Source organism: Deinococcus betulae, from assembly GCF_020166395.1.
GTDB classification, from domain to species: Bacteria; Deinococcota; Deinococci; order Deinococcales; family Deinococcaceae; genus Deinococcus; species Deinococcus betulae.
In genome coordinates this window covers 1-16,572 of record NZ_JAIQXU010000010.1, presented here as the reverse complement: position 1 = coordinate 16,572, position 16,572 = coordinate 1, and the positions used below count along the sequence as shown (strand labels likewise).

At 66.9% G+C, this 16,572-nt stretch carries 16 protein-coding genes; 10 read left to right on the top strand and 6 right to left on the bottom strand.

Features of this window, described 5'->3' with window-relative positions; translation table 11 throughout:
* Positions 1-86 precede the first annotated feature (86 nt).
* The 4 genes from K7W42_RS09275 to K7W42_RS09260 all read left to right on the top strand — a co-directional run bounded on the left by K7W42_RS09275 (position 87) and on the right by K7W42_RS09260 (position 2,772).
* Positions 87-689 (top strand): chromate transporter, encoded by a 603-nt coding sequence (locus K7W42_RS09275; RefSeq protein WP_224574186.1) that lies wholly within the window; start codon positions 87-89, stop codon positions 687-689.
* Positions 686-1,204, top strand: coding sequence for a chromate transporter (locus K7W42_RS09270; RefSeq protein ID WP_224574184.1), 519 nt, complete (start codon positions 686-688; stop codon positions 1,202-1,204). Before K7W42_RS09275 ends, K7W42_RS09270 begins: the two co-directional genes overlap by 4 nt.
* Positions 1,205-1,395: 191 nt before the next feature.
* Positions 1,396-2,337 (top strand): EAL domain-containing protein, encoded by a 942-nt coding sequence (locus K7W42_RS09265; protein WP_224574182.1) that lies wholly within the window; start codon positions 1,396-1,398, stop codon positions 2,335-2,337.
* 54 nt (positions 2,338-2,391) lie between these two features.
* On the top strand, positions 2,392-2,772 hold the full coding sequence (locus K7W42_RS09260) for a nuclear transport factor 2 family protein (RefSeq protein ID WP_224574181.1): 381 nt from the start codon (positions 2,392-2,394) through the stop codon (positions 2,770-2,772).
* 317 nt (positions 2,773-3,089) lie between these two features.
* On the opposite strand, the gene K7W42_RS09255 is transcribed toward K7W42_RS09260, so the two are convergent.
* Both K7W42_RS09255 and aspS read right to left on the bottom strand, forming a co-directional pair.
* On the bottom strand, positions 3,090-3,830 hold the full coding sequence (locus K7W42_RS09255) for an alpha/beta hydrolase family protein (protein ID WP_224574179.1): 741 nt from the start codon (positions 3,828-3,830) through the stop codon (positions 3,090-3,092).
* A 305-nt stretch (positions 3,831-4,135) separates the two neighbouring features.
* Positions 4,136-5,461 carry an aspartate--tRNA(Asn) ligase gene (gene aspS, locus K7W42_RS09250; protein WP_224574176.1) on the bottom strand — a complete coding sequence of 442 codons (1,326 nt, stop codon included), beginning with the start codon at positions 5,459-5,461 and terminating at the stop codon, positions 4,136-4,138.
* Between the two features lie 223 nt (positions 5,462-5,684).
* Here aspS and K7W42_RS09245 point away from each other — a divergent pair, with 223 nt between their 5' ends.
* The 4 genes from K7W42_RS09245 (at position 5,685) to K7W42_RS09230 (ending at position 8,957) form a co-directional block, all read left to right on the top strand.
* Positions 5,685-6,236 (top strand): TetR/AcrR family transcriptional regulator, encoded by a 552-nt coding sequence (locus tag K7W42_RS09245; RefSeq protein ID WP_224574173.1) that lies wholly within the window; start codon positions 5,685-5,687, stop codon positions 6,234-6,236.
* On the top strand, positions 6,224-7,468 hold the full coding sequence (locus K7W42_RS09240; RefSeq protein WP_224574170.1) for an MFS transporter: 1,245 nt from the start codon (positions 6,224-6,226) through the stop codon (positions 7,466-7,468). Before K7W42_RS09245 ends, K7W42_RS09240 begins: the two co-directional genes overlap by 13 nt.
* Positions 7,469-7,524: 56 nt before the next feature.
* Positions 7,525-8,415, top strand: coding sequence for an HpcH/HpaI aldolase/citrate lyase family protein (locus K7W42_RS09235; RefSeq protein WP_224574167.1), 891 nt, complete (start codon positions 7,525-7,527; stop codon positions 8,413-8,415).
* A gap of 68 nt (positions 8,416-8,483) precedes the next feature.
* Positions 8,484-8,957 carry a MaoC family dehydratase gene (locus K7W42_RS09230; protein ID WP_224574164.1) on the top strand — a complete coding sequence of 158 codons (474 nt, stop codon included), beginning with the start codon at positions 8,484-8,486 and terminating at the stop codon, positions 8,955-8,957.
* A gap of 545 nt (positions 8,958-9,502) precedes the next feature.
* Here K7W42_RS09230 and K7W42_RS09225 read toward each other — a convergent pair.
* The 3 genes from K7W42_RS09225 to K7W42_RS09215 form a co-directional block, all read right to left on the bottom strand.
* Positions 9,503-10,384 (bottom strand): ABC transporter permease, encoded by an 882-nt coding sequence (locus tag K7W42_RS09225; RefSeq protein WP_198170585.1) that lies wholly within the window; start codon positions 10,382-10,384, stop codon positions 9,503-9,505.
* Positions 10,385-10,424: 40 nt separating this feature from the next.
* Positions 10,425-11,288: an ABC transporter ATP-binding protein gene (locus K7W42_RS09220; RefSeq protein WP_224574161.1), complete on the bottom strand. Its 864-nt coding sequence runs from the start codon at positions 11,286-11,288 to the stop codon at positions 10,425-10,427.
* Between the two features lie 211 nt (positions 11,289-11,499).
* The gene (locus K7W42_RS09215) at positions 11,500-12,483 is read right to left on the bottom strand and encodes an aldo/keto reductase (protein ID WP_224574158.1); all 984 of its coding nucleotides are present in this window, start codon (positions 12,481-12,483) and stop codon (positions 11,500-11,502) included.
* A 39-nt stretch (positions 12,484-12,522) separates the two neighbouring features.
* Between K7W42_RS09215 and K7W42_RS09210 the strand changes: the two genes are divergently transcribed.
* Positions 12,523-13,938, top strand: coding sequence for an MDR family MFS transporter (locus K7W42_RS09210; protein ID WP_224574156.1), 1,416 nt, complete (start codon positions 12,523-12,525; stop codon positions 13,936-13,938).
* A 243-nt stretch (positions 13,939-14,181) separates the two neighbouring features.
* Here the strand turns inward: K7W42_RS09210 and K7W42_RS09205 are convergent, their stop codons facing one another.
* Positions 14,182-15,246, bottom strand: coding sequence for a lipid II:glycine glycyltransferase FemX (locus K7W42_RS09205; RefSeq protein ID WP_224574154.1), 1,065 nt, complete (start codon positions 15,244-15,246; stop codon positions 14,182-14,184).
* Between the two features lie 83 nt (positions 15,247-15,329).
* On the opposite strand from K7W42_RS09205, the gene K7W42_RS09200 reads away from it, so the two are divergent.
* Entirely contained in the window at positions 15,330-16,343 is a 1,014-nt protein-coding gene (locus tag K7W42_RS09200; RefSeq protein ID WP_224574151.1) for a peptidylprolyl isomerase, read from the top strand.
* Positions 16,344-16,572 lie beyond the last annotated feature (229 nt).

The following is a 16,572-nucleotide window of genomic DNA, read 5'->3' as shown; positions in this document are numbered from 1 at the left end:
TTTCCTCTATTTCGTGCATTCCGTTCGCCCATGTTCCCGGTGCAGTCACGCCCAGCCCCGGCCCGCGCGGCTCTAGGCTGAACGGCATGAGCGCCCCAGCCTCTGTCCCAGCGGTGCCAGAGCCGGAGCAGTCTCCGGTGACAGCGACCACGCCCCCCACCCCGGCGGGACTGCTGCGCCTGTTCCTGGGCGTGGCGCTGTCGGGCGTTGGCGGGGGGCTGCCCGCGCACACCCGCCGCGCCCTGGCAGCGCGGGCGTGGCTGACCGACGCCGCCTTTGCCGAGGCATTTACCCTGGCGCAGCTGACGCCCGGCCCCAACGCTGTCAACCTAGCCGCCATGATTGGCGCGCAGCTGTGCGGCCCGCGCGGGGCGGCGCTGTCGGTGCTGGGCCTGCTGGCGCCGGGGCTGGTCGCCATGCTGACGGTTACGGTCATTACGCTGGGCCTGCCCGGCGGGCTGCCACCGGCCGTGCAAAGTGCCCTGCGGGGCGCGGCCTGCGCGGCACTGGGGGTGATGTTGACCGCCACGGTGCCGGTGTTGAAGGTGGCCCTGGGGGTGCGAGGCGGGCTGACGCTGACCCTGGCCACCTTCGCCGCCCTGGCCCTGCTGCGGCTGGAATTGCTGCCGGTGCTGGCAGTGGTGGTGGCCGCCGGTCTGACCGTCAACCGCCCCCGGAGCGGCGCATGACCGCCGATCCCTGGGACGTGCTGCTAACCTTCATGCGGCTGGGGTTGGTCAGCTTTGGCGGCACCAACTTGCCCGAAATCGAGCGGGTGCTGGTGGACCAGAGGGGCTGGCTGACCCCCGAACTGCTCGCCAACGGCTTTGCGCTGGGCCAGATCATGCCCGGCCCCAACATGCTGGCCATGACGCACTACGGCTTCGCGGCGGGCGGCTGGTGGGGCGCTCTGGCCGCCACCGCCGGGTTTTACGGCCCCACCGCCCTGCTCAGCGCCGCCGCCATGCTGGCCTGGCAGCGCCTGAGCCGCTGGCGCTGGCTGCCCGCCCTGCGCGCGGCTCTGCTGCCGTTCGGGGCCGGGGTGCTACTGGCGGGCGCCCTGGTCCTGGCCCGCGGCACCCTGCACGGCTGGGCCGAGGCCATGATCGCCGTCAGCGCTTTTGCGCTGCTGTGGCGCACGCGGGTGAATGCCGCTCTGGTGGTGGTCGGCGCAGCGGTACTGGGGGCGCTGCTGGAGCTGTAACTTCACAGAGCGGCGGGTCAGTCCTTGCAAGGATTTTTACAGACCGGATATGGCACGCTAGGACCCATATGCCAGCCCCAATCTCCTCTTCGCCTTGCGACTGCCTGGCCACCTCTTCGCCAGTCTGGAATGAGTCGGGGGGCCTGTGGGTCCGGGGAACTACCGCGCACGTGCAGCGCCTACTGGACCGCATGGCTCCTGGCCCGCAGCCTGGTGACGCGCGGCATTTTCCGGCCTCAGCACACGCCGAATTGCGGGCGCTGCTAGAGCTGGCTGGCCCCTCCGCCCAGACCGAACTGCTGGCGACCCCGGCCCTGACCTCGGGCCAGCCCGACCCCTGGGCGGTGCGCCCCCTGGCCGTGTGGCTGAACCGCCTGGAAACCCCCTGGTACGCTGACGCGCTGAAAACACTGACGTTTGACCTGCAGCCTATCGTGGCCCTGGGCACCGGCGCGGTCACCGGCTACGAGGCGCTGGTGCGGGCACCACACAGGGGTCAGCGCCTGGGCGCCGGCGAACTCCTGCGGGCCGCCGAGAGCCACGGTCACCTGCGCGCCTTCGACGCGCTGGCCCGGCGTGAGGCCATTCGTCAGGCCACGCCGCAGCTGACGCAGGACCAGCAACTGTTTATCAACTTTGCGCCGGGCGTCGTGTACAACCCGGATGTTTGCCTCCAAACGACCTTTGCCGCCTGCCGCGAAGCCGGGGCCGATTTTGGCCGCCTGGTGTTCGAGGTCACGGAAAGCGAGCAGTTTCCCGATCTGGACATGCTGCGCCGCATTCTGACCCGCTACCGCGCCGAGGGGGCGCGCGTGGCGCTGGATGACCTGGGGGCCGGCCACACCAGCCTGACCTATCTGGCCGCCCTGAGACCCGACATCGTGAAACTGGACCGCGACCTGAGTGCCAACCTGCACGGCAACGACCCGCGGGTGGACCTCGTGGCCGCCCTGATTCGCTACGCCCACGAATTAGAGATTGAGGTGGTGGCCGAGGGCATCGAAACCGTGGACGTTCTGAAACTGGTGACGGCGCTGGGCGCCGACTACGCCCAGGGCTATGTGTTGGGCCGCCCGGCCCCGGAACCGCTGCCGCTGCGCGCCGAGGCGGCGGTGTTGTGGGCCAGTACGTAAAGCGGGGCTTCTCGGCCAGGAGGTACAGTCAGCAGACCGCTCAGAGGAGGCTTTATGTCAGAGCACCACAAGCAGCTGCTGGAACAGGCCAACGCGGCCATCTCGGCCGGGGACCATGAGGGCTTCCTGGCGTTCTGCACAGAGGACACCGACTGGACCTTCGTGGGCGACAGAACGCTGAAGGGCAAGGCCGCTGTTCGGCAGTGGATGGCCACTGCGTACCGCGAACCGCCCAGGTTCAACGTTCACCACATGATTGCCGAAGGCGATTTTCTGGCCGTCACCGGCGACATCACGTTGACCGGCGAAGATGGCCAGGCGACCCATCACGCCTACTGCGACGTCTGGCGCTTCCGTGACGGCAAACTGGCCCAGCTCCACGCTTATGTGGTCGAGAACGACCCGCAGGTTGCGGCACCTCCACAGGATCACTAAGCCTGCCGAACCTGCTGATGAGATGACAGGGAGGGAGGGGCCTTTTAGTCAGGCGCTGGCCGGAGCTGCTTCTATCTGTTTGGGACGGAGAATTTGGAGCAGTACCCAGAGCCATTGAGTGCAACTGCCTCAAACGCGCTGGGAGAGTGGCCTCGGTCAAACTGCATATCACTGCGAATCTCCATAGCCAGGTGGCGACCCCGTGTGCAATCGAGAGTGACTCTCTCCCAGGGCACCAGAGGCTCGTCCCAGACAGCCTTTCTCAGGCCCTCTGTTCCCAAGACTAGAAAGGCAGGGTCTCCAGCCCAACCGATCTCTTAGCCGCTTGCCAGAAAGCGGGCGGTCTCGCGGTGGAGCATGTCCACGGCGTCCAGCGAGTCGAAGGTGTGGCCTGCGCCCGGAATAGCCACCGCGTCGCAGCCCAGGGCGCGGGCGTAGCGCACGCCAAACTCGGGGGGGCAGGTCTGGTCGGCGTCGCCGTGAAACACGCGGGCCTCGCCGCCCCAGGCCTGCGCGGCGTCCAGCGGCTTCAGGCGGGTCATCTCCTGCAAGAATTCGCGGCCCAGCGGCCAGCCGTTGTAATCCGTGACCGTGGCGGGCAGAAACCCGCCGCGCAGGAAGGGCAACCACAGTTCGGGCAGAGCCGGCGCCCACAGCGCCAGCCGGTGCGGGCGCACGCGCGGGGCACTCAGGGCCGCCACGAGGCCGCCCATCGAGAAGCCCAGCAGCATGACCCGTTCGGGGTCCAGTCCCGCTTGACGGCGCGCATACTCAAAGGCGGCTTCGGTGTCCTGAACTTCGCGCGAGACAGTCATCTCGCTAAAGTCCCCCTGCGACTCGCCACTGCCCCGGAAATCAAACCGCAGGCTCGCCACCCCCCGCGCCGCCAGGACACGCGACAGCAGCGGCAGCAGGCGGTGGTCTCCGCCCCGGTTCCCTGTAAAGCCGTGCAGGATCACCACGCTGGGCCAGCCGTGTGCGGGTGGGATGCCTTCTGGGCGGTGCATCATGCCGTACAGCCGCTGACCGTCCACACTGAACTGCGCGAATTCTTCCATAGGCAGGGAGTCTAAAGGGCTGAGTAGCAAAGAGTCCAAGGAAGTCGGCATCCCGTCTCCTGAGACTCTTCGACCTTTTTAATTCTCTTGCGTTGGGAGTCCGTGCTCTTGAGGAGTGCCCCCATAGCGGCTACCAGTTCCATTGAGGGGCCAACAACGCCCCTCCACTCCACTTTCGCCGCTGTCTCTGACGGCGACTCACTCTGTTCGCCTCAGCGTGGTTGAGGATCATACCCCTCAACCACGCTGAGTTCCGCCCTCAGGCCTCCCGAAGCGCGGGACCAGCACAGTCAGCGCCGACCAGCTCAGGGCGTCAGCCGGTGCCGGTCGCGGGGGAAGGCGCGGGCATACCGCACGTTGGCAATGCCCAGCAGCTTGGCGGTCAGGCGCTCGGCGCCGATGGCGAAGCCGCCGTGGGGAGGCATGCCGTACTTGAAGACTTCGGTGTAGCCGGCCAGCGACTCGGGATTCAGTTTGTAAGCCGCAATCGAGTCCATCAGCATCGCGTGGTCATGGATGCGCTGCCCGCCCGAGGTGATTTCGATGCCCCGGAACAGCAGGTCAAAACCGCGCGTCAGGTCCTGGCTGGGCGTGCCGTCCGCATTGGCGTCGGGATGGGCGTAGAAGGGCCGGGCCGCGCGGGGGTATTTGGTTACAAACACGAAGTCGCTGCCCTCAGTCTCGGCGTAGTGCTGGCACAGCAGGCGCTCGGCTTCGGGATCCAGGTCTTTGCCGCCGACCGCGTGACCATACTTCTCGGTCACCAGCGCGCGGGCGTCGAGCAGGGTGATGCGCGGAATGTAGGCCGGCACCTCGGGGAGGGTGGCCCCCAGCAGCGCAAACTCGGGCGCGCACCGCGCTTTCAGGCGCTCCATGATAGCCGCCAGCAGACGGTTCTCCAGCGCCATGACATCGTCCTCGTCCTCAATAAAGCCCATCTCCACGTCCAGGGACAGGTACTCGTTCAGGTGGCGGCTGGTGGCGTGTTCCTCGGCGCGGTAGACAGGCGCGACCTCAAAGACCCGCTCGAAGACGCCCACCATAATTTGTTTGTACAGCTGCGGGCTCTGGGCCAGGTAGGCCGGATGCCCAAAGTAGTCGATGGGAAAGAGGTTCGCGCCGCCTTCGGCCCCCGCCGAGACAATCTTGGGCGTGCTGATCTCGGTAAAGCCCTCCTCGGCCAGGTGGTCCCGGAAGGCCGCCACCAGTTCGGCCTGCACCTTCAGCGCCGCGCGCTCTTTGAGGCCCCGCACCGTCACCACGCGGTAGTCCAGCATGGTCTCGGGGTTTACGTTCCATTCCATCTTGGGAATCTCAACAGGGGCAGGCTCCACCGCCGCGCTGATGACGCGGAAGTTCTGAATCTGCACCTCGAACCCGCCCGGCGCCTTGGGGTGGGCCTTGACGGTGCCCACGACCTCCACGCTGCTCTCGGCCAGCGGCAGGGTCAGGCCACTGCCCACGCACTGGGTCAGCCCCGAGACGTCACGCAGCACCACGAACTGCACGCCGCCCAGGTCGCGCCGGGCATGAACAAAACCTTGCAGGCGCACCTGCTGGCCGTCGTGCGCAGCCAGATCGCGGGTCAGGGTGCGGGGAAGGTGGATGGGCTGAGATTCGGTCTGGGTCATGAGGGTGCCTCCTGCGGGCTCAAGGAAAACCCCCGACTCCGTGTGCTGGGGTCGGGGGCGCGGTATGCGGCGAGACGTCCCCTAACAGGGATCATCATTCACGTTGTTGTGTGCCGCGAACATGGGGCCAACTGTACCGGGCGGGGCGGGCGGGGGTCAATCGTGGAACTAGGCAGGCCAGTGGGGGTAGTTTTACCGACCGTCCAGACGGTATTTTATCTATATGCCCAGATCCCGTCAGCCCGATCTCACCCGCACGGCTCTGCTCCAGGCGGCCCGGCAGGTCGTTCAGGACCAGGGCGCAGCCCTCTCGCTGGACGCGGTGGCCCGCGCGGCTGGCGTCAGCAAGGGGGGGCTGCTGCACCACTTTCCCAGCAAGGACATGCTGCTTCAGGCGCTGGCCCTGGCGCTGGTGGAGCAGTTCAAGGAGGAACTGGACGCGGCTTATGCCCGCGAATGTGCCAACCACGGCCAGCGGCCCGGCGCGTGGCTGCGCGCCTACATCACCCTGACGTTCGAGGACAGCGAGAAGGACATGGCGCTGCACCGCGCCCTGGCGCCCCTGACCGAACAGCCCACGCTGATGCAGGCCCTGACTGATGCCCAGACCTTTTTGCTGGACCAGGCCGAAGCCGACGGCCTGCCTCCGGGGGTGGCCCACGCCGTTCGCCTGGCCTGCGACGGCTACTGGCTGGCCGAACGCAGCGACCAGCCCCGCCTGAGCGCCGTTCAGGCCCAGCACCTCCGGGAGGCCCTGACTGCATGGACCCGCTGACCGCCAGCACCCCCCATCCTGGTCCCGGCTGGGCCACGCGCTACTGGGCCATTTTTGGTGGCCAGGCCCTGTCGCTGATCGGGTCGGCCCTGACACAGTTCGTGCTGCTGTGGTGGATTACCGACACCACCGGCAGCGCCGCCGCGCTGGGGGTGTCGGGCATGGCCGCGCTGCTGCCGCAGGCGCTGCTGGGCCCACTGGGCGGCACTTTTGCCGACCGTTACAGCCGCCGCGCCCTGATGATTGGGGCCGATACCGTGAGCGCCGCGTGCATGGGCGTGCTGATCTGGCTGTTTGCCAGCGGGAACGTGCAGCTGTGGCACGTCTACACCATGATGTTTGTCCGCAGCGCTATGCAGGCGTTTCAGGGGCCAGCCGCCGCCGCCAGCACCGCCATGCTGGTGCCGCCCGCTTTTCTGCCGCGCGCCGCTGGCCTCAACCAGACCCTTCAGGGCGTCATGACGGTAGCCGCCGCGCCGCTGGGGGCGCTGGCGATCAGCGTGCTGCCGCTGGGCGCGGCGCTGGGCATTGACGTGGTGACAGCGCTGCTGGGCGTGGTGCCGCTGCTGCTGTACCGCATTCCGCAGCCCCAGGTGATGCCCGGAGACCGCCGGGGCGTCTGGGCCGAATTCCGCGAGGGCCTGAATGTGGTCTGGCGCAGCCCTGGTCTGCGGCGGCTGTACGGCCTGCTGGGCGTGGTGGTCCTGACCATCATGCCGACCTTTACCCTGACCCCGCTGCTGGTCAAAACGCACTTTGGCGGCGGGGCCGGGCAGGTGGCCCTGATGGAAGGCCTCTCCGGCGTGGGCATGATTGCGGGTGGCCTGCTGGTGGCGGCCCTGAATCCGAAACGGCCCATCGTGACCGTGCTGCTGGCCCTGGCGGCTTCGTGCCTGACGGTGGCGCTGACTGCGCTGGCCCCGGCAAACGGGTTCTGGCTGGCGGTGGTGTGGTGGGTGGTCAGCGGCGGCGCCTTCGCTTTCGGTAACGCGCCGCTGACGGCCCTGCTGCAAACCACCGTGCCCAACCACCTGCAAGGCCGGGTGCTGTCCCTCCTGGGCACGGTGATGGGCCTGGCTGGACCTGTGGGGCTGGCCCTGGCCGCGCCGCTGGGCGAATGGATTGGTGTGCGCGGCGTGTTTATGGTGGGCGGCGTCCTGAGCACCCTGGTCTGCGTGCTGGGCTTTCTCTCCCCGGCCCTACTGCGCTTGCAACGCCCCGAAAGCCCCTAGCCCTGAGCCGTTATCCTGACCGCTATGAGAACAAACGTTCGTTCTGGAGGCCGGGGATGACGCCCGGCGTATCCCTGCGCCCCCGCAGCCTGCTGTTTGCCCCAGGCAACCGCGCCGAACTAATTGCCAAGCTGCCCCGCAGCGCCCCCGACGCGGTGGTGATTGATCTGGAGGATGCTATTCCGGCCAACGCCGAGGCGAAGGCGGCGGCTCGGCCTGTCGCCCGCGACGCAGCGCGGGACCTGATCGCGGCCCATCCTCACCTGCCAGTGTTTCTGCGCGTGAATGCGCCGCACTCGCCTTACTTTGAAGGTGACCTGGCGGTGCTGACGCCCGAACTGGCCGGGGTGGTGGTGCCCAAGCTGGAATCAGCGGCCGACGTGCGGCTGGTGGCAGAAGCGCTGGCGGCAAGGGGCCTGAGCCTCCCCCTGCTGGCGGGCCTGGAAACCGGGGCGGGGGTGTGGCACGCCCTTGACATCCTGCGCGAAGACGCGGTGGCGTGGGCTTACTTTGGTGCCGAGGACTACACCACGGACCTGGGCGGTCAGCGCACCCCAGGCAACCTGGAGGTGCTGTACGCGCGCTCGCAGGTGGCGCTGGCCGCGCGCCTGGCCGGTGTACCGGTGCTGGATATCGTGGTGACGCGCCTGAACGACGAAGCCGCCTTCCGCGAGGACGCCGCGCAGGGCCGCGCGCTGGGGTACGCCGGCAAGCTGTGCATCCACCCCGCACAGGTCACCCTGGCCCACGACATTTTCGGCGCCACGGCAGCCGAGCTGAGTCGCGCCCGCGCGCTGCTGGCCGCCGCCCATGACGCCAGCCTCAGTGGCCACGGCGCCTTCGCCTTTGAGGGGCAGATGGTGGACGAGCCGATGCTGGCCGCCGCCCGCGCCATTGTTGCGGGCGCAGGCAGTGACGAGGAGGCAGCGGCCAGTGGGGCAGTCTGAGCCCAAGCCAGAGCCTTTTGCCGCTCCTCCCCTGACCACGCCCCACTGTCCACCCTCCGAGGTGTCCTATGAATGAAGATCTGAACCGTCCGCAGGGGCGCTACCTGGAAGAACTGACGCCCGGCACGGTGATTCGCCACCGCGTGACGCGCACGTTGACCGAAGCCGACAACGTGTTTTTCACGACGCTGACCATGAACCCGCAGCCACTGCACCTGGACCACGACTACGCGGCGCAGACTGAATTCGGGCAGCCCCTGGTGAACAGTCTCCTGACCCTGTCGCTGCTCGTGGGCCTGAGCGTGCATGAACTGACGCTGGGCACGCTGGTCGCCAACCTGGGGCTGACGGATGTGGTCTTTCCGAAACCTGTCTTTCACGGTGACACCATTCGTGCCGAATCGGAGGTGCTGGAGGTCCGCGAGAGCCGCAGCCGACCAGACGCGGGCATTGTGATTGTGGAGCACCGGGCGCTGAATCAGCGTGGCGAGGTGGTGGCGAAGTGTAAGCGCACGGCGCTGATGCAGAAACGGCTGGCCTGAGGCTTAGAGCTTACGCCGGTTAGGTGGATGAGAAATGTTGCCTCGTTCGCCCCACCCCCCAGCCCCCTCCCCCAGAGGGGCAGGGGGAGCAACGTTGGCACTAGGCAGGGGTCGACTGGCGCGGCGGAGAGGCCTGGACTTTATACGCGGTGGACGCCGTGGCACACCTGCCGCCCATCGTCTTACGCCCGCGCGCTGCGCGCACGACGGCTTCCGTTGCTTGCCCCGTGAAGATGGTAGGCACGAAAGCTGAGAACACGAGGGTCTACTTTTGAAAGGCGCTAAAGCAGAGGCGCCTTATTTTGCTGTTGAAAGTAGAACCCACTGCACGCACCACGCCTTCCTGCCCCCCTACCGCCCAGGTCCAGGCGAGGCCATTGTGCGCGCAGCGCGCAGGCCCTTGCGCGTGGGCAGCGGATGGCGTCGAGGCCAGACACGTGAACATATAGAGCGCACTAACCGACATCAGTAGAAACTCTTGCCGAGCGCAGCGGTTGCTCCCCCGTCCCCTCTGGGGATGGGGGCTGGGGGGTGGGGCAACCCCCTTACCCCGCCCGTTTCAATTTCCCCGTCTTCTTCGCCCACGTCTCCGCCCGCCCAAACACCACCAGCCCCAGCGGAATCGTCACCAGCCCAAACAGCAACAGAATCCCCAGTTCGGGGAGCACCCCACCCAGCCCTATCCCGGCCTCAATGGTCTTCCCTGTGCCGTTGACACCCAGAATCTTGCGGCAGGCCTCCAGTGCGTAGGTGGCGGGCGACAGCGCGCTGATCGGCTGAAGCCACGCGGGCAGCACGCTGACCGGGTAGTACACCCCCGAGATCAGCAGAAACACCGCCTGAATGATGTTGGTGGCCTGCGCTCCGTTTTCGGTGCTCATGACAGGCAGCACGGCGGCCATCAGCCCAATCCCCATGAAGCCTAGGCTGGCGACCATAAAGACGACCAGGCACTGCAGCACCTGCCCAAAGCTGGCGCCAATGTCCACGAACATGCCCATGAACAGGAAGACCAGGACGCCGCGCAGCAGGGCATAGGCCCCCGCAAACAGGCTGACCCCGACCAGGTGCGTCAGGCGGCTGACCGGCGCCATGAAGGTGTACTCAATGGTGCCTTCCCAGCGCTCGTAGGAAATGGAGTTGGCAATTTCGCCGAACAGGCGCCCCAGGAACGACCACATCACCGCCCCCAGCAGCAGCGTCAGCGTCAGGCGCGGGTCGCCTGCAGCCACGCCAATGAGCATGATGCTGGCGGCTGACACCATGTCGTAGAAGGTAAAGACCAGCACCCACGACCAGTAGCGCCGGGTCAGGTGAAAGTCGCGGAAGACAAAGGCAAAGGCGGCGCGCAGTTGGTGGGCCAGGGTACCGGGCGTGGTCCGCGCAGGGTCGGGCACTGGAGAGGGTGGGCCAGCTTGAATGGTCATAGACACTCCTCAGGAAGCAGAGAACTAGAACGGTCAGGAATCATTCGCCCTCTTGCTCAGCCAGCCCTTCGCCGGTCAGCTCAATGAAGGCGTCCTCAAGGGTCTTGCCCTCGCCTACCAGCCCACGAAGCTCCTCGGCCGTGCCTTCGGCGACAAACTTGCCGCCGCTGATAAAGGCGATGCGGTCACACAGACGCTCGGCTTCGGGCATGTCATGGGTCGTCAGGATGATGGTGGCGTCATGCACGTCGCGCAGTTCCAGCACAAATTCCTGCACGTCACGCCTCGATTTGGGGTCCAGGCCGGTGGTGGGCTCGTCCAGCAGCACGATGACAGGGCTGGTCAGAAACGCGCGGGCAATGGCGACTTTTTGCTGCATGCCCCGGCTCATTTCCTCCAGCGGCTCGAAGAAGGCCTTTTCCTTGAGGCCCAGGCGCTTCAGGGTCACCTGGGCGCGTTCCTCAGCCACGTGGCGGTCCAGGCCATACAGCTGCGCCGAATACAGCAGATTCTCGCGCGGGCTGAGCTTTTTATAGAAGGCGGCGTCCACCGACACCCGGTTCAGCAACCGGCGCACCTGCGCCTCGTCCCTGACCACATCCAGGCCAAAGATGCCCACGGTGCCGGCGTCGGGAATCAGCAGGGTGCTCATGGCGCGAATCAGGGTGCTCTTGCCGCTGCCATTGGGCCCCAGCACGCCGTAAATCTCACCCCGGCGCACCTGAAAGGTCACGTCGTCCACCGCGCGGCTTTCGGAAAACTGAGGGCGCAGCAGCGTGCCCCCCTGGCGCTTCCGAAAGGCTTTGACGAGGTGCTGCACGTCAATGGCGACGTCGCGGCCACTCAGGTCGCGTGGGGGCATAGTGGGGGCGCTGCTCGCCTGCGGGGGGGCGGTCAGGGTCATGGAAGAACCTCCGAAGTTGTGAGAGACGATGCCAGGGGTCGCGCACGGCGGGGCGGCGCGGCAGGTGCGTGGGCCAGCGGCCTTAGCGCTGGATGCGGTCGTCGTTCATGGAGGTTCAGCGTAGTCGGGCGGCTGCAGGGATGCGATAGGCGTCATGGCCTACAGCAAAAAGCCGCGCCAGGAGCCCGGCGCGGTGTCTAAGGAGAGAAGTTTAGGCGGGGTCGTACCAGTTGCGGTCCCAGCGGTGGGCGTACAACTTATGAATGGCCTCGGCGTCCAGGCCCCGGCCGTCGGCCAGCGCGACATTGCGCTCCACGTTGCGCACGCTCCGCATACCCACGATGACGGTAGACACCGCCGGATGCGACAGCACGAAGCGCAGGCTAGTCTCGGCCAGCCCGTCTGTGGCAATTCCCAGGTCGCGCTCGATGGCGCGCAGGCGCGGCTGCAGCTGCTCTTTGCGGTCCCCGCCGAAATAGCGGTTGCGCCAGTCGCCGTCTGGAAAGGTGGTTTCGGGGGTGATGTGGCCGGTCAGGCTGCCCTCGTCCAGCGCCACACGCACGATGACGCCCACGCCATGCGCGCGGCAGGCGTCCAGCAGCCGGTCCTGTGGGGCCTGGTCGAACACGTTGTAGATCACTTGAACGGTGTCTACAGCGCCGGCCTCGACGGCCTTAACCGCATTGTCCGGCTGATGGTCGTTAATGGAAATGCCAAAAGCGGCAATCTTGCCTTCGCGTTTCAGGTCGGCCACGGCGTCTTGCCAGTCGCCCTCCCCCAACCACGAATCGTTCCAGACATGCAGCTGCTGCACGTCAATTCGGGGCAGACCCAACCGTTCTAGGCTGGCGTCGGTCATGCGGCGCAGGTACTCACCGGGAAAGGCCTGGTCCGCCGTGGTCCCCGGCGCAGCGGGCCACTGCTGGTTCTGGGGGCTGACTTTGGTGGCGACCAGGGTGCCTGGGTACTCGCGGGCCACCTGACCCACCAAGCGCTCACTGTGCCCGTCGCCGTAGCCCATTGCGGTGTCGATAAAGTTGCCGCCCAGTTCGATGTAGCGGCGCAGGGCCCCCAGGCTCTCGTCGTCCTGGGCGCCTTTCCACATATCGGCCCCAATCCCCCAGGCGCCGTAGCCAATTTCTGTGACGTTCAGGCCTGTGCGGCCCAGTGGGCGCCTATGCATGCTGTGTTCCATAGGGCCGACTGTAACGATTCAGGGCGGGTGAAGCCAGTCATGCACTCTTTATCTGCCCCGCAGGCGTACCCTGCGCAGGTGAGTCTTCCTGCCTTGTCCCCCCGCGTGCGCCAGCTGGCCACCGCCGGCCTGATTGTGGGCGTGTTTCTGGCGGCCCTGGAAGCCAGCGTGGTCGCTACTGCCATGCCCAGCGTCATCCGCGATCTGGGCGGCGAGCGCCTGTATGCCCTGCCGTTTGCGGTCTACCTGCTGGCCAGTACGGTTTCTAGCCCGCTGTGGGGCCGCGCCAGCGACCTGCTGGGACGGCGGCGGCTGTACCTGTGGGGGGTGGTGATTTTTCTGCTGGGCTCGGCGCTGTGCGGGCTCAGTCAGGACATGGGCACCCTGATCGCCGCCCGCGTGGCACAGGGCATTGGGGCTGGCGCGCTGCTCCCCCTGACCCTCACCATGATCAGCGAGCTGTACGCCTTGCAAGAGCGCGGCCGGGTACAGGCCCTCATCTCGGGGGTATGGGGCGTGTCGGGCCTGCTGGGACCACTGCTGGGCGGCTGGCTGACCGAGCAGGCGTCGTGGCGCTGGACCTTCTATGCCAGCCTGCCGTTTGGGATCGCGGCTCTGCTGCTGGCGCTGCGCTTTCTGCCCGAAACAGGACAGCCCCGCCCTGCTCGCCTGGACTGGGCCGGGGCCGCGCTGTTCACGCTGGGCAGCGGCCTGGTGGTGTGGGGACTGGAACAACGGCAGTGGGTGCTGGTGGGGCTGGGCGCCGTGACACTGGCCGGGGCCGTCTGGCTAGAACGCCGCCACCCCGAACCGCTGCTGCCCATGCGCGCGCTGCGGGAAAAATTGCCGCGCGTGGCCTTCGCCGGCAACCTGCTGGGCGGCGCGGCCTACTTCGGCGTGATTGCCTACCTGCCGCTGTACGCCCAGGGCGTGACGGGCAGCGGCGCCACCGCTGGCGGGGCCATTCTGACGCCCATGCTGGTGGGCTGGACGCTGACGGCCATCGTCACGGCGCGCCTCGTAAAAACCGTGCCGCTGACCCGGATTGCCCAGGCGGGCTTTGCCGTGCTGACGGTCATGTTCACGGCGCTGCTGTTTGCGGTTCACGCGCCGCTGTGGGTGACCAGTGCGCTGGGCTTCGCGGTGGGCATGGGCATGGGCTTTGCCATGCTGAGCCTGCTGCTGGCCGCGCAGGAGTCGGCAGCCCGCAGCGAACTGGGCGCCGTAACCAGCGGCGTGCTGTTTGCCCGCCAGATGGGCGGCGCGTTGGGCGTGGCCCTGATGGCGCTGCTGATCGGCCCGGCGGCGATTGAGGCCGGCGGCTTTGAGCTGGCCGAGGGCCTGCGCCGCGCCTACTGGCTGGCCCTGGGCCTGGTGGCCGTGGCCTTTGCCCTGAGCCTGGGTCTCCGGGGCGTGGTGGTCAAAAAGGCTCAGGAAGCCCAACCAGCAGATTAAGACAGACTTGGAAAGCTGCGCAGCAGGCTTGAAAAGCTCCGCAGGAGAGCGAGCAGGAACAGATGCGGATTCCGCGATATGGAAGCGCAGACGGTGCCTTTTCGGCTGCGCTGCAATTCAGCGGAATCTGTATAAGACCCAGGAAGCCAGGCCACCCGCTCAGGCACTGTCTTTGTCCTGCACCCCGCCAACCGCTTCTCCTCTTTTCCTACTTCCTACAACCCACTCCCTGCTTCCCGCCCCTTACAGCACGTCGTCGGCGCTGCCGCGTTTGCGGAGATTGTTCTGGGTCTTGCGCCAGCGCAGGGCCTTGACGATGGCGGGGGCCGCCGGATTCAGGTTGAGGTCGTAGGCGGGATACCACACGCGCTGCTCGCTGAACTTGAGTTTCATTTTGAAGACGCCAAACGAGTGCTTCTCCTCGTCCAGCTGGCGCGGAATCCCCCAGAAGTCGAAGAGTTCATAGCCCCGGCGCTGGGCGTCCAGCATGGCGTTCCAGTAAAAAGCGTCGGGCGCTTTGGCGTCCTTGACGGGGCTGCCGTCGGGCTGGGTCCGGTCGTCGCGCACGCTGCCACCAAACAGGTAGTACGTCCCCTTGCCCATCGCCAGGAAAAAACCGCCGGCCAGAGCGCGGCCCTCGTGCCGCGAGAGGACGATGTAGGCTTCTCCGCCGTGGGCATTCCCCTCGCGCAGCATGGTTTCGTAGTAGGCGCGCGGAAAGGCGCCCAGCTTGGCCCGTTCGTTGGTGGCGGTAAAAATCTCCCAGAAAGCGTCAAAGTCGTCGTCGCGGCCAGCCACCACCCCCATCTTCTGGGCGGTGCGGACGTTGCGCCGGGCCATCGAATGCAGGCCCGAAAACAGTTCGTCCTCGCTGCGGGTCAGGTCAGCCACGATGGTGTGTTCAGGCTGCTCGCTCTCGGCGCGGCGAAAGGGGCCGTACCCTTCGGGCAGCACCACCGAGTCGTCGGCCAGAAACGGCACGGGCGGCTCGATTTTCAGCAGGGCGTCACCTGGCCGGGCAATCTTTTTGACGGCGTCGGCCACGGCGGGCAGCAGGTCCAGGCTCTCCAGGGCCGGACCGCGCGGGGCGTACAGCGTCGAGAAGCCGGGCACCAGCCGCTTGCGAATCAGTTGCAGGGCGCCCACTGTGCGGCCGCCGCCTTGAATCAGGTAACGCACCGGGGTCTGGCCCAGCACGCGCCGCGCTTCCCCGTAGCCCCAGCCCTGAAGGGCACTGGTGATGGGCAAAGACCGCACGGCGTCGTCGTACACGCGCGGGTCGGTGGCTTCTTGCAGGGTCAGGCGCACGCGGGGGATTGTAGCGCCGCTGCCCCAAAGCGTCATCACGCGGCCATCATAGAAGGGCGCAAAGAGGACGCTAAAGTGCAGGGATGAAACAAATCCTGCTGACCCTGGCGCTGCTGTCTGGCGCCGCCCTGGCCCAGACGACGCCCGCCACGCCGGCACCAGCCGCCCCGGCCACCACGACCCCAGCCACCACGCCGGCCCCCGCCACGACCACCCCGGCCGCTGACCCCGCCACCGTGGTCGCCCGGGTGGGCAGCGAGACCATCACGCTGGGCGAATTTGACCGCGCCTTTCGCCTGGCAGCGGCCCGCGTGGTCAATGCGCAGGGCATTCCCTTTGAGGACAGCTACCTGACGGAGTTCGCGAACGCCCGGCCTGAATTCCTGAAGCAATACGTGCGGGACCGCGCCGTGTACCAGCTGGCCCGCACCGCTGGCAACAAGGTTGAGGCCGCCCGACTGGACGAACAGTTGCAAGAGGCCCGCGCCGACTTTGAATCCGAGGCCGAGTTCACCGAGGCGCTGGCCGCCACCGGATACGCCAGCGCCGACGCCCTGCGCGCCGAGCTGGAGAGGCAGGGCGTCGTAGGCACGTATCTGGAAGGCATCCAGAAGCGCTTTACCTTTGGGGACGCGGTGGTAGGCAGCTACTACAGCATCAACCGGGCCCGCTTTACCCGCGAGGCCGAAGCCTGCGTGAAGCACATTCTGGTGCCCACCCAGGCCGAGGCTCAGACCATCGTCAAGGACCTTGCAGGCGGCGCCGACTTCGCCAAAATCGCCAGCGACAAGAGCCAGGACCCTGGCAGTGCGGCGCAGGGCGGCGACCTGGGCTGCTTTGGCCAGGGCGAGATGGTCGAAACCTTCGACAAGGCCAGCTTTACTGGGCCGGTGGGCCAGGTGCAGACGGTGCAGTCCCAGTTTGGCTGGCACGTGCTGACCGTGACCAAGCGCAATGCCGCCGGCCTGGTTCCCCTGACCGAAGCCGCGCCCCTAATTCGTGAGCAGCTGGCTCGCGACGCCGCCCAGAAGTATCTGGACACGCAGGTCGCCCGCCTGACCACCGAGTCGTTCCCCGACCGCTTGACCAGCAAGTAAAAGCCCTGCCCCACACTGGCCCTGGCATCTCTGCCAGGGCCGGTGTTTTCTATCAACCCTCCTTTAACCGTTGGGGCGCAGGATAGCTGCACTTCAGACGGATGCTTTTCGAGTGAAGCGAGCAGGAATACAGCTGGTGTTGGGCGTGAACCGGACAGGACCGCCATTCTCCCCTTCCAGATTGCCCAGGAATCACAATTCTCCCTGTCCCCCTTAGCTGTACTTCGGG

Bases quoted from the DNA above. Each gene is read 5' to 3' on its own strand.
- K7W42_RS09275 (WP_224574186.1), top strand. From the start codon at position 87: ATGAGCGCCCCAGCCTCTGTCCCAGCGGTGCCAGAGCCGGAGCAGTCT.
- K7W42_RS09270 (WP_224574184.1), top strand. From the start codon at position 686: ATGACCGCCGATCCCTGGGACGTGCTGCTAACCTTCATGCGGCTGGGG.
- K7W42_RS09265 (WP_224574182.1), top strand. From the start codon at position 1,396: ATGGCTCCTGGCCCGCAGCCTGGTGACGCGCGGCATTTTCCGGCCTCA.
- K7W42_RS09260 (WP_224574181.1), top strand. From the start codon at position 2,392: ATGTCAGAGCACCACAAGCAGCTGCTGGAACAGGCCAACGCGGCCATC.
- K7W42_RS09255 (WP_224574179.1), bottom strand. From the start codon at position 3,830: ATGGAAGAATTCGCGCAGTTCAGTGTGGACGGTCAGCGGCTGTACGGC.
- aspS (WP_224574176.1), bottom strand. From the start codon at position 5,461: ATGACCCAGACCGAATCTCAGCCCATCCACCTTCCCCGCACCCTGACC.
- K7W42_RS09245 (WP_224574173.1), top strand. From the start codon at position 5,685: ATGCCCAGATCCCGTCAGCCCGATCTCACCCGCACGGCTCTGCTCCAG.
- K7W42_RS09240 (WP_224574170.1), top strand. From the start codon at position 6,224: ATGGACCCGCTGACCGCCAGCACCCCCCATCCTGGTCCCGGCTGGGCC.
- K7W42_RS09235 (WP_224574167.1), top strand. From the start codon at position 7,525: ATGACGCCCGGCGTATCCCTGCGCCCCCGCAGCCTGCTGTTTGCCCCA.
- K7W42_RS09230 (WP_224574164.1), top strand. From the start codon at position 8,484: ATGAATGAAGATCTGAACCGTCCGCAGGGGCGCTACCTGGAAGAACTG.
- K7W42_RS09225 (WP_198170585.1), bottom strand. From the start codon at position 10,384: ATGACCATTCAAGCTGGCCCACCCTCTCCAGTGCCCGACCCTGCGCGG.
- K7W42_RS09220 (WP_224574161.1), bottom strand. From the start codon at position 11,288: ATGACCCTGACCGCCCCCCCGCAGGCGAGCAGCGCCCCCACTATGCCC.
- K7W42_RS09215 (WP_224574158.1), bottom strand. From the start codon at position 12,483: ATGGAACACAGCATGCATAGGCGCCCACTGGGCCGCACAGGCCTGAAC.
- K7W42_RS09210 (WP_224574156.1), top strand. From the start codon at position 12,523: ATGCACTCTTTATCTGCCCCGCAGGCGTACCCTGCGCAGGTGAGTCTT.
- K7W42_RS09200 (WP_224574151.1), top strand. From the start codon at position 15,330: ATGAAACAAATCCTGCTGACCCTGGCGCTGCTGTCTGGCGCCGCCCTG.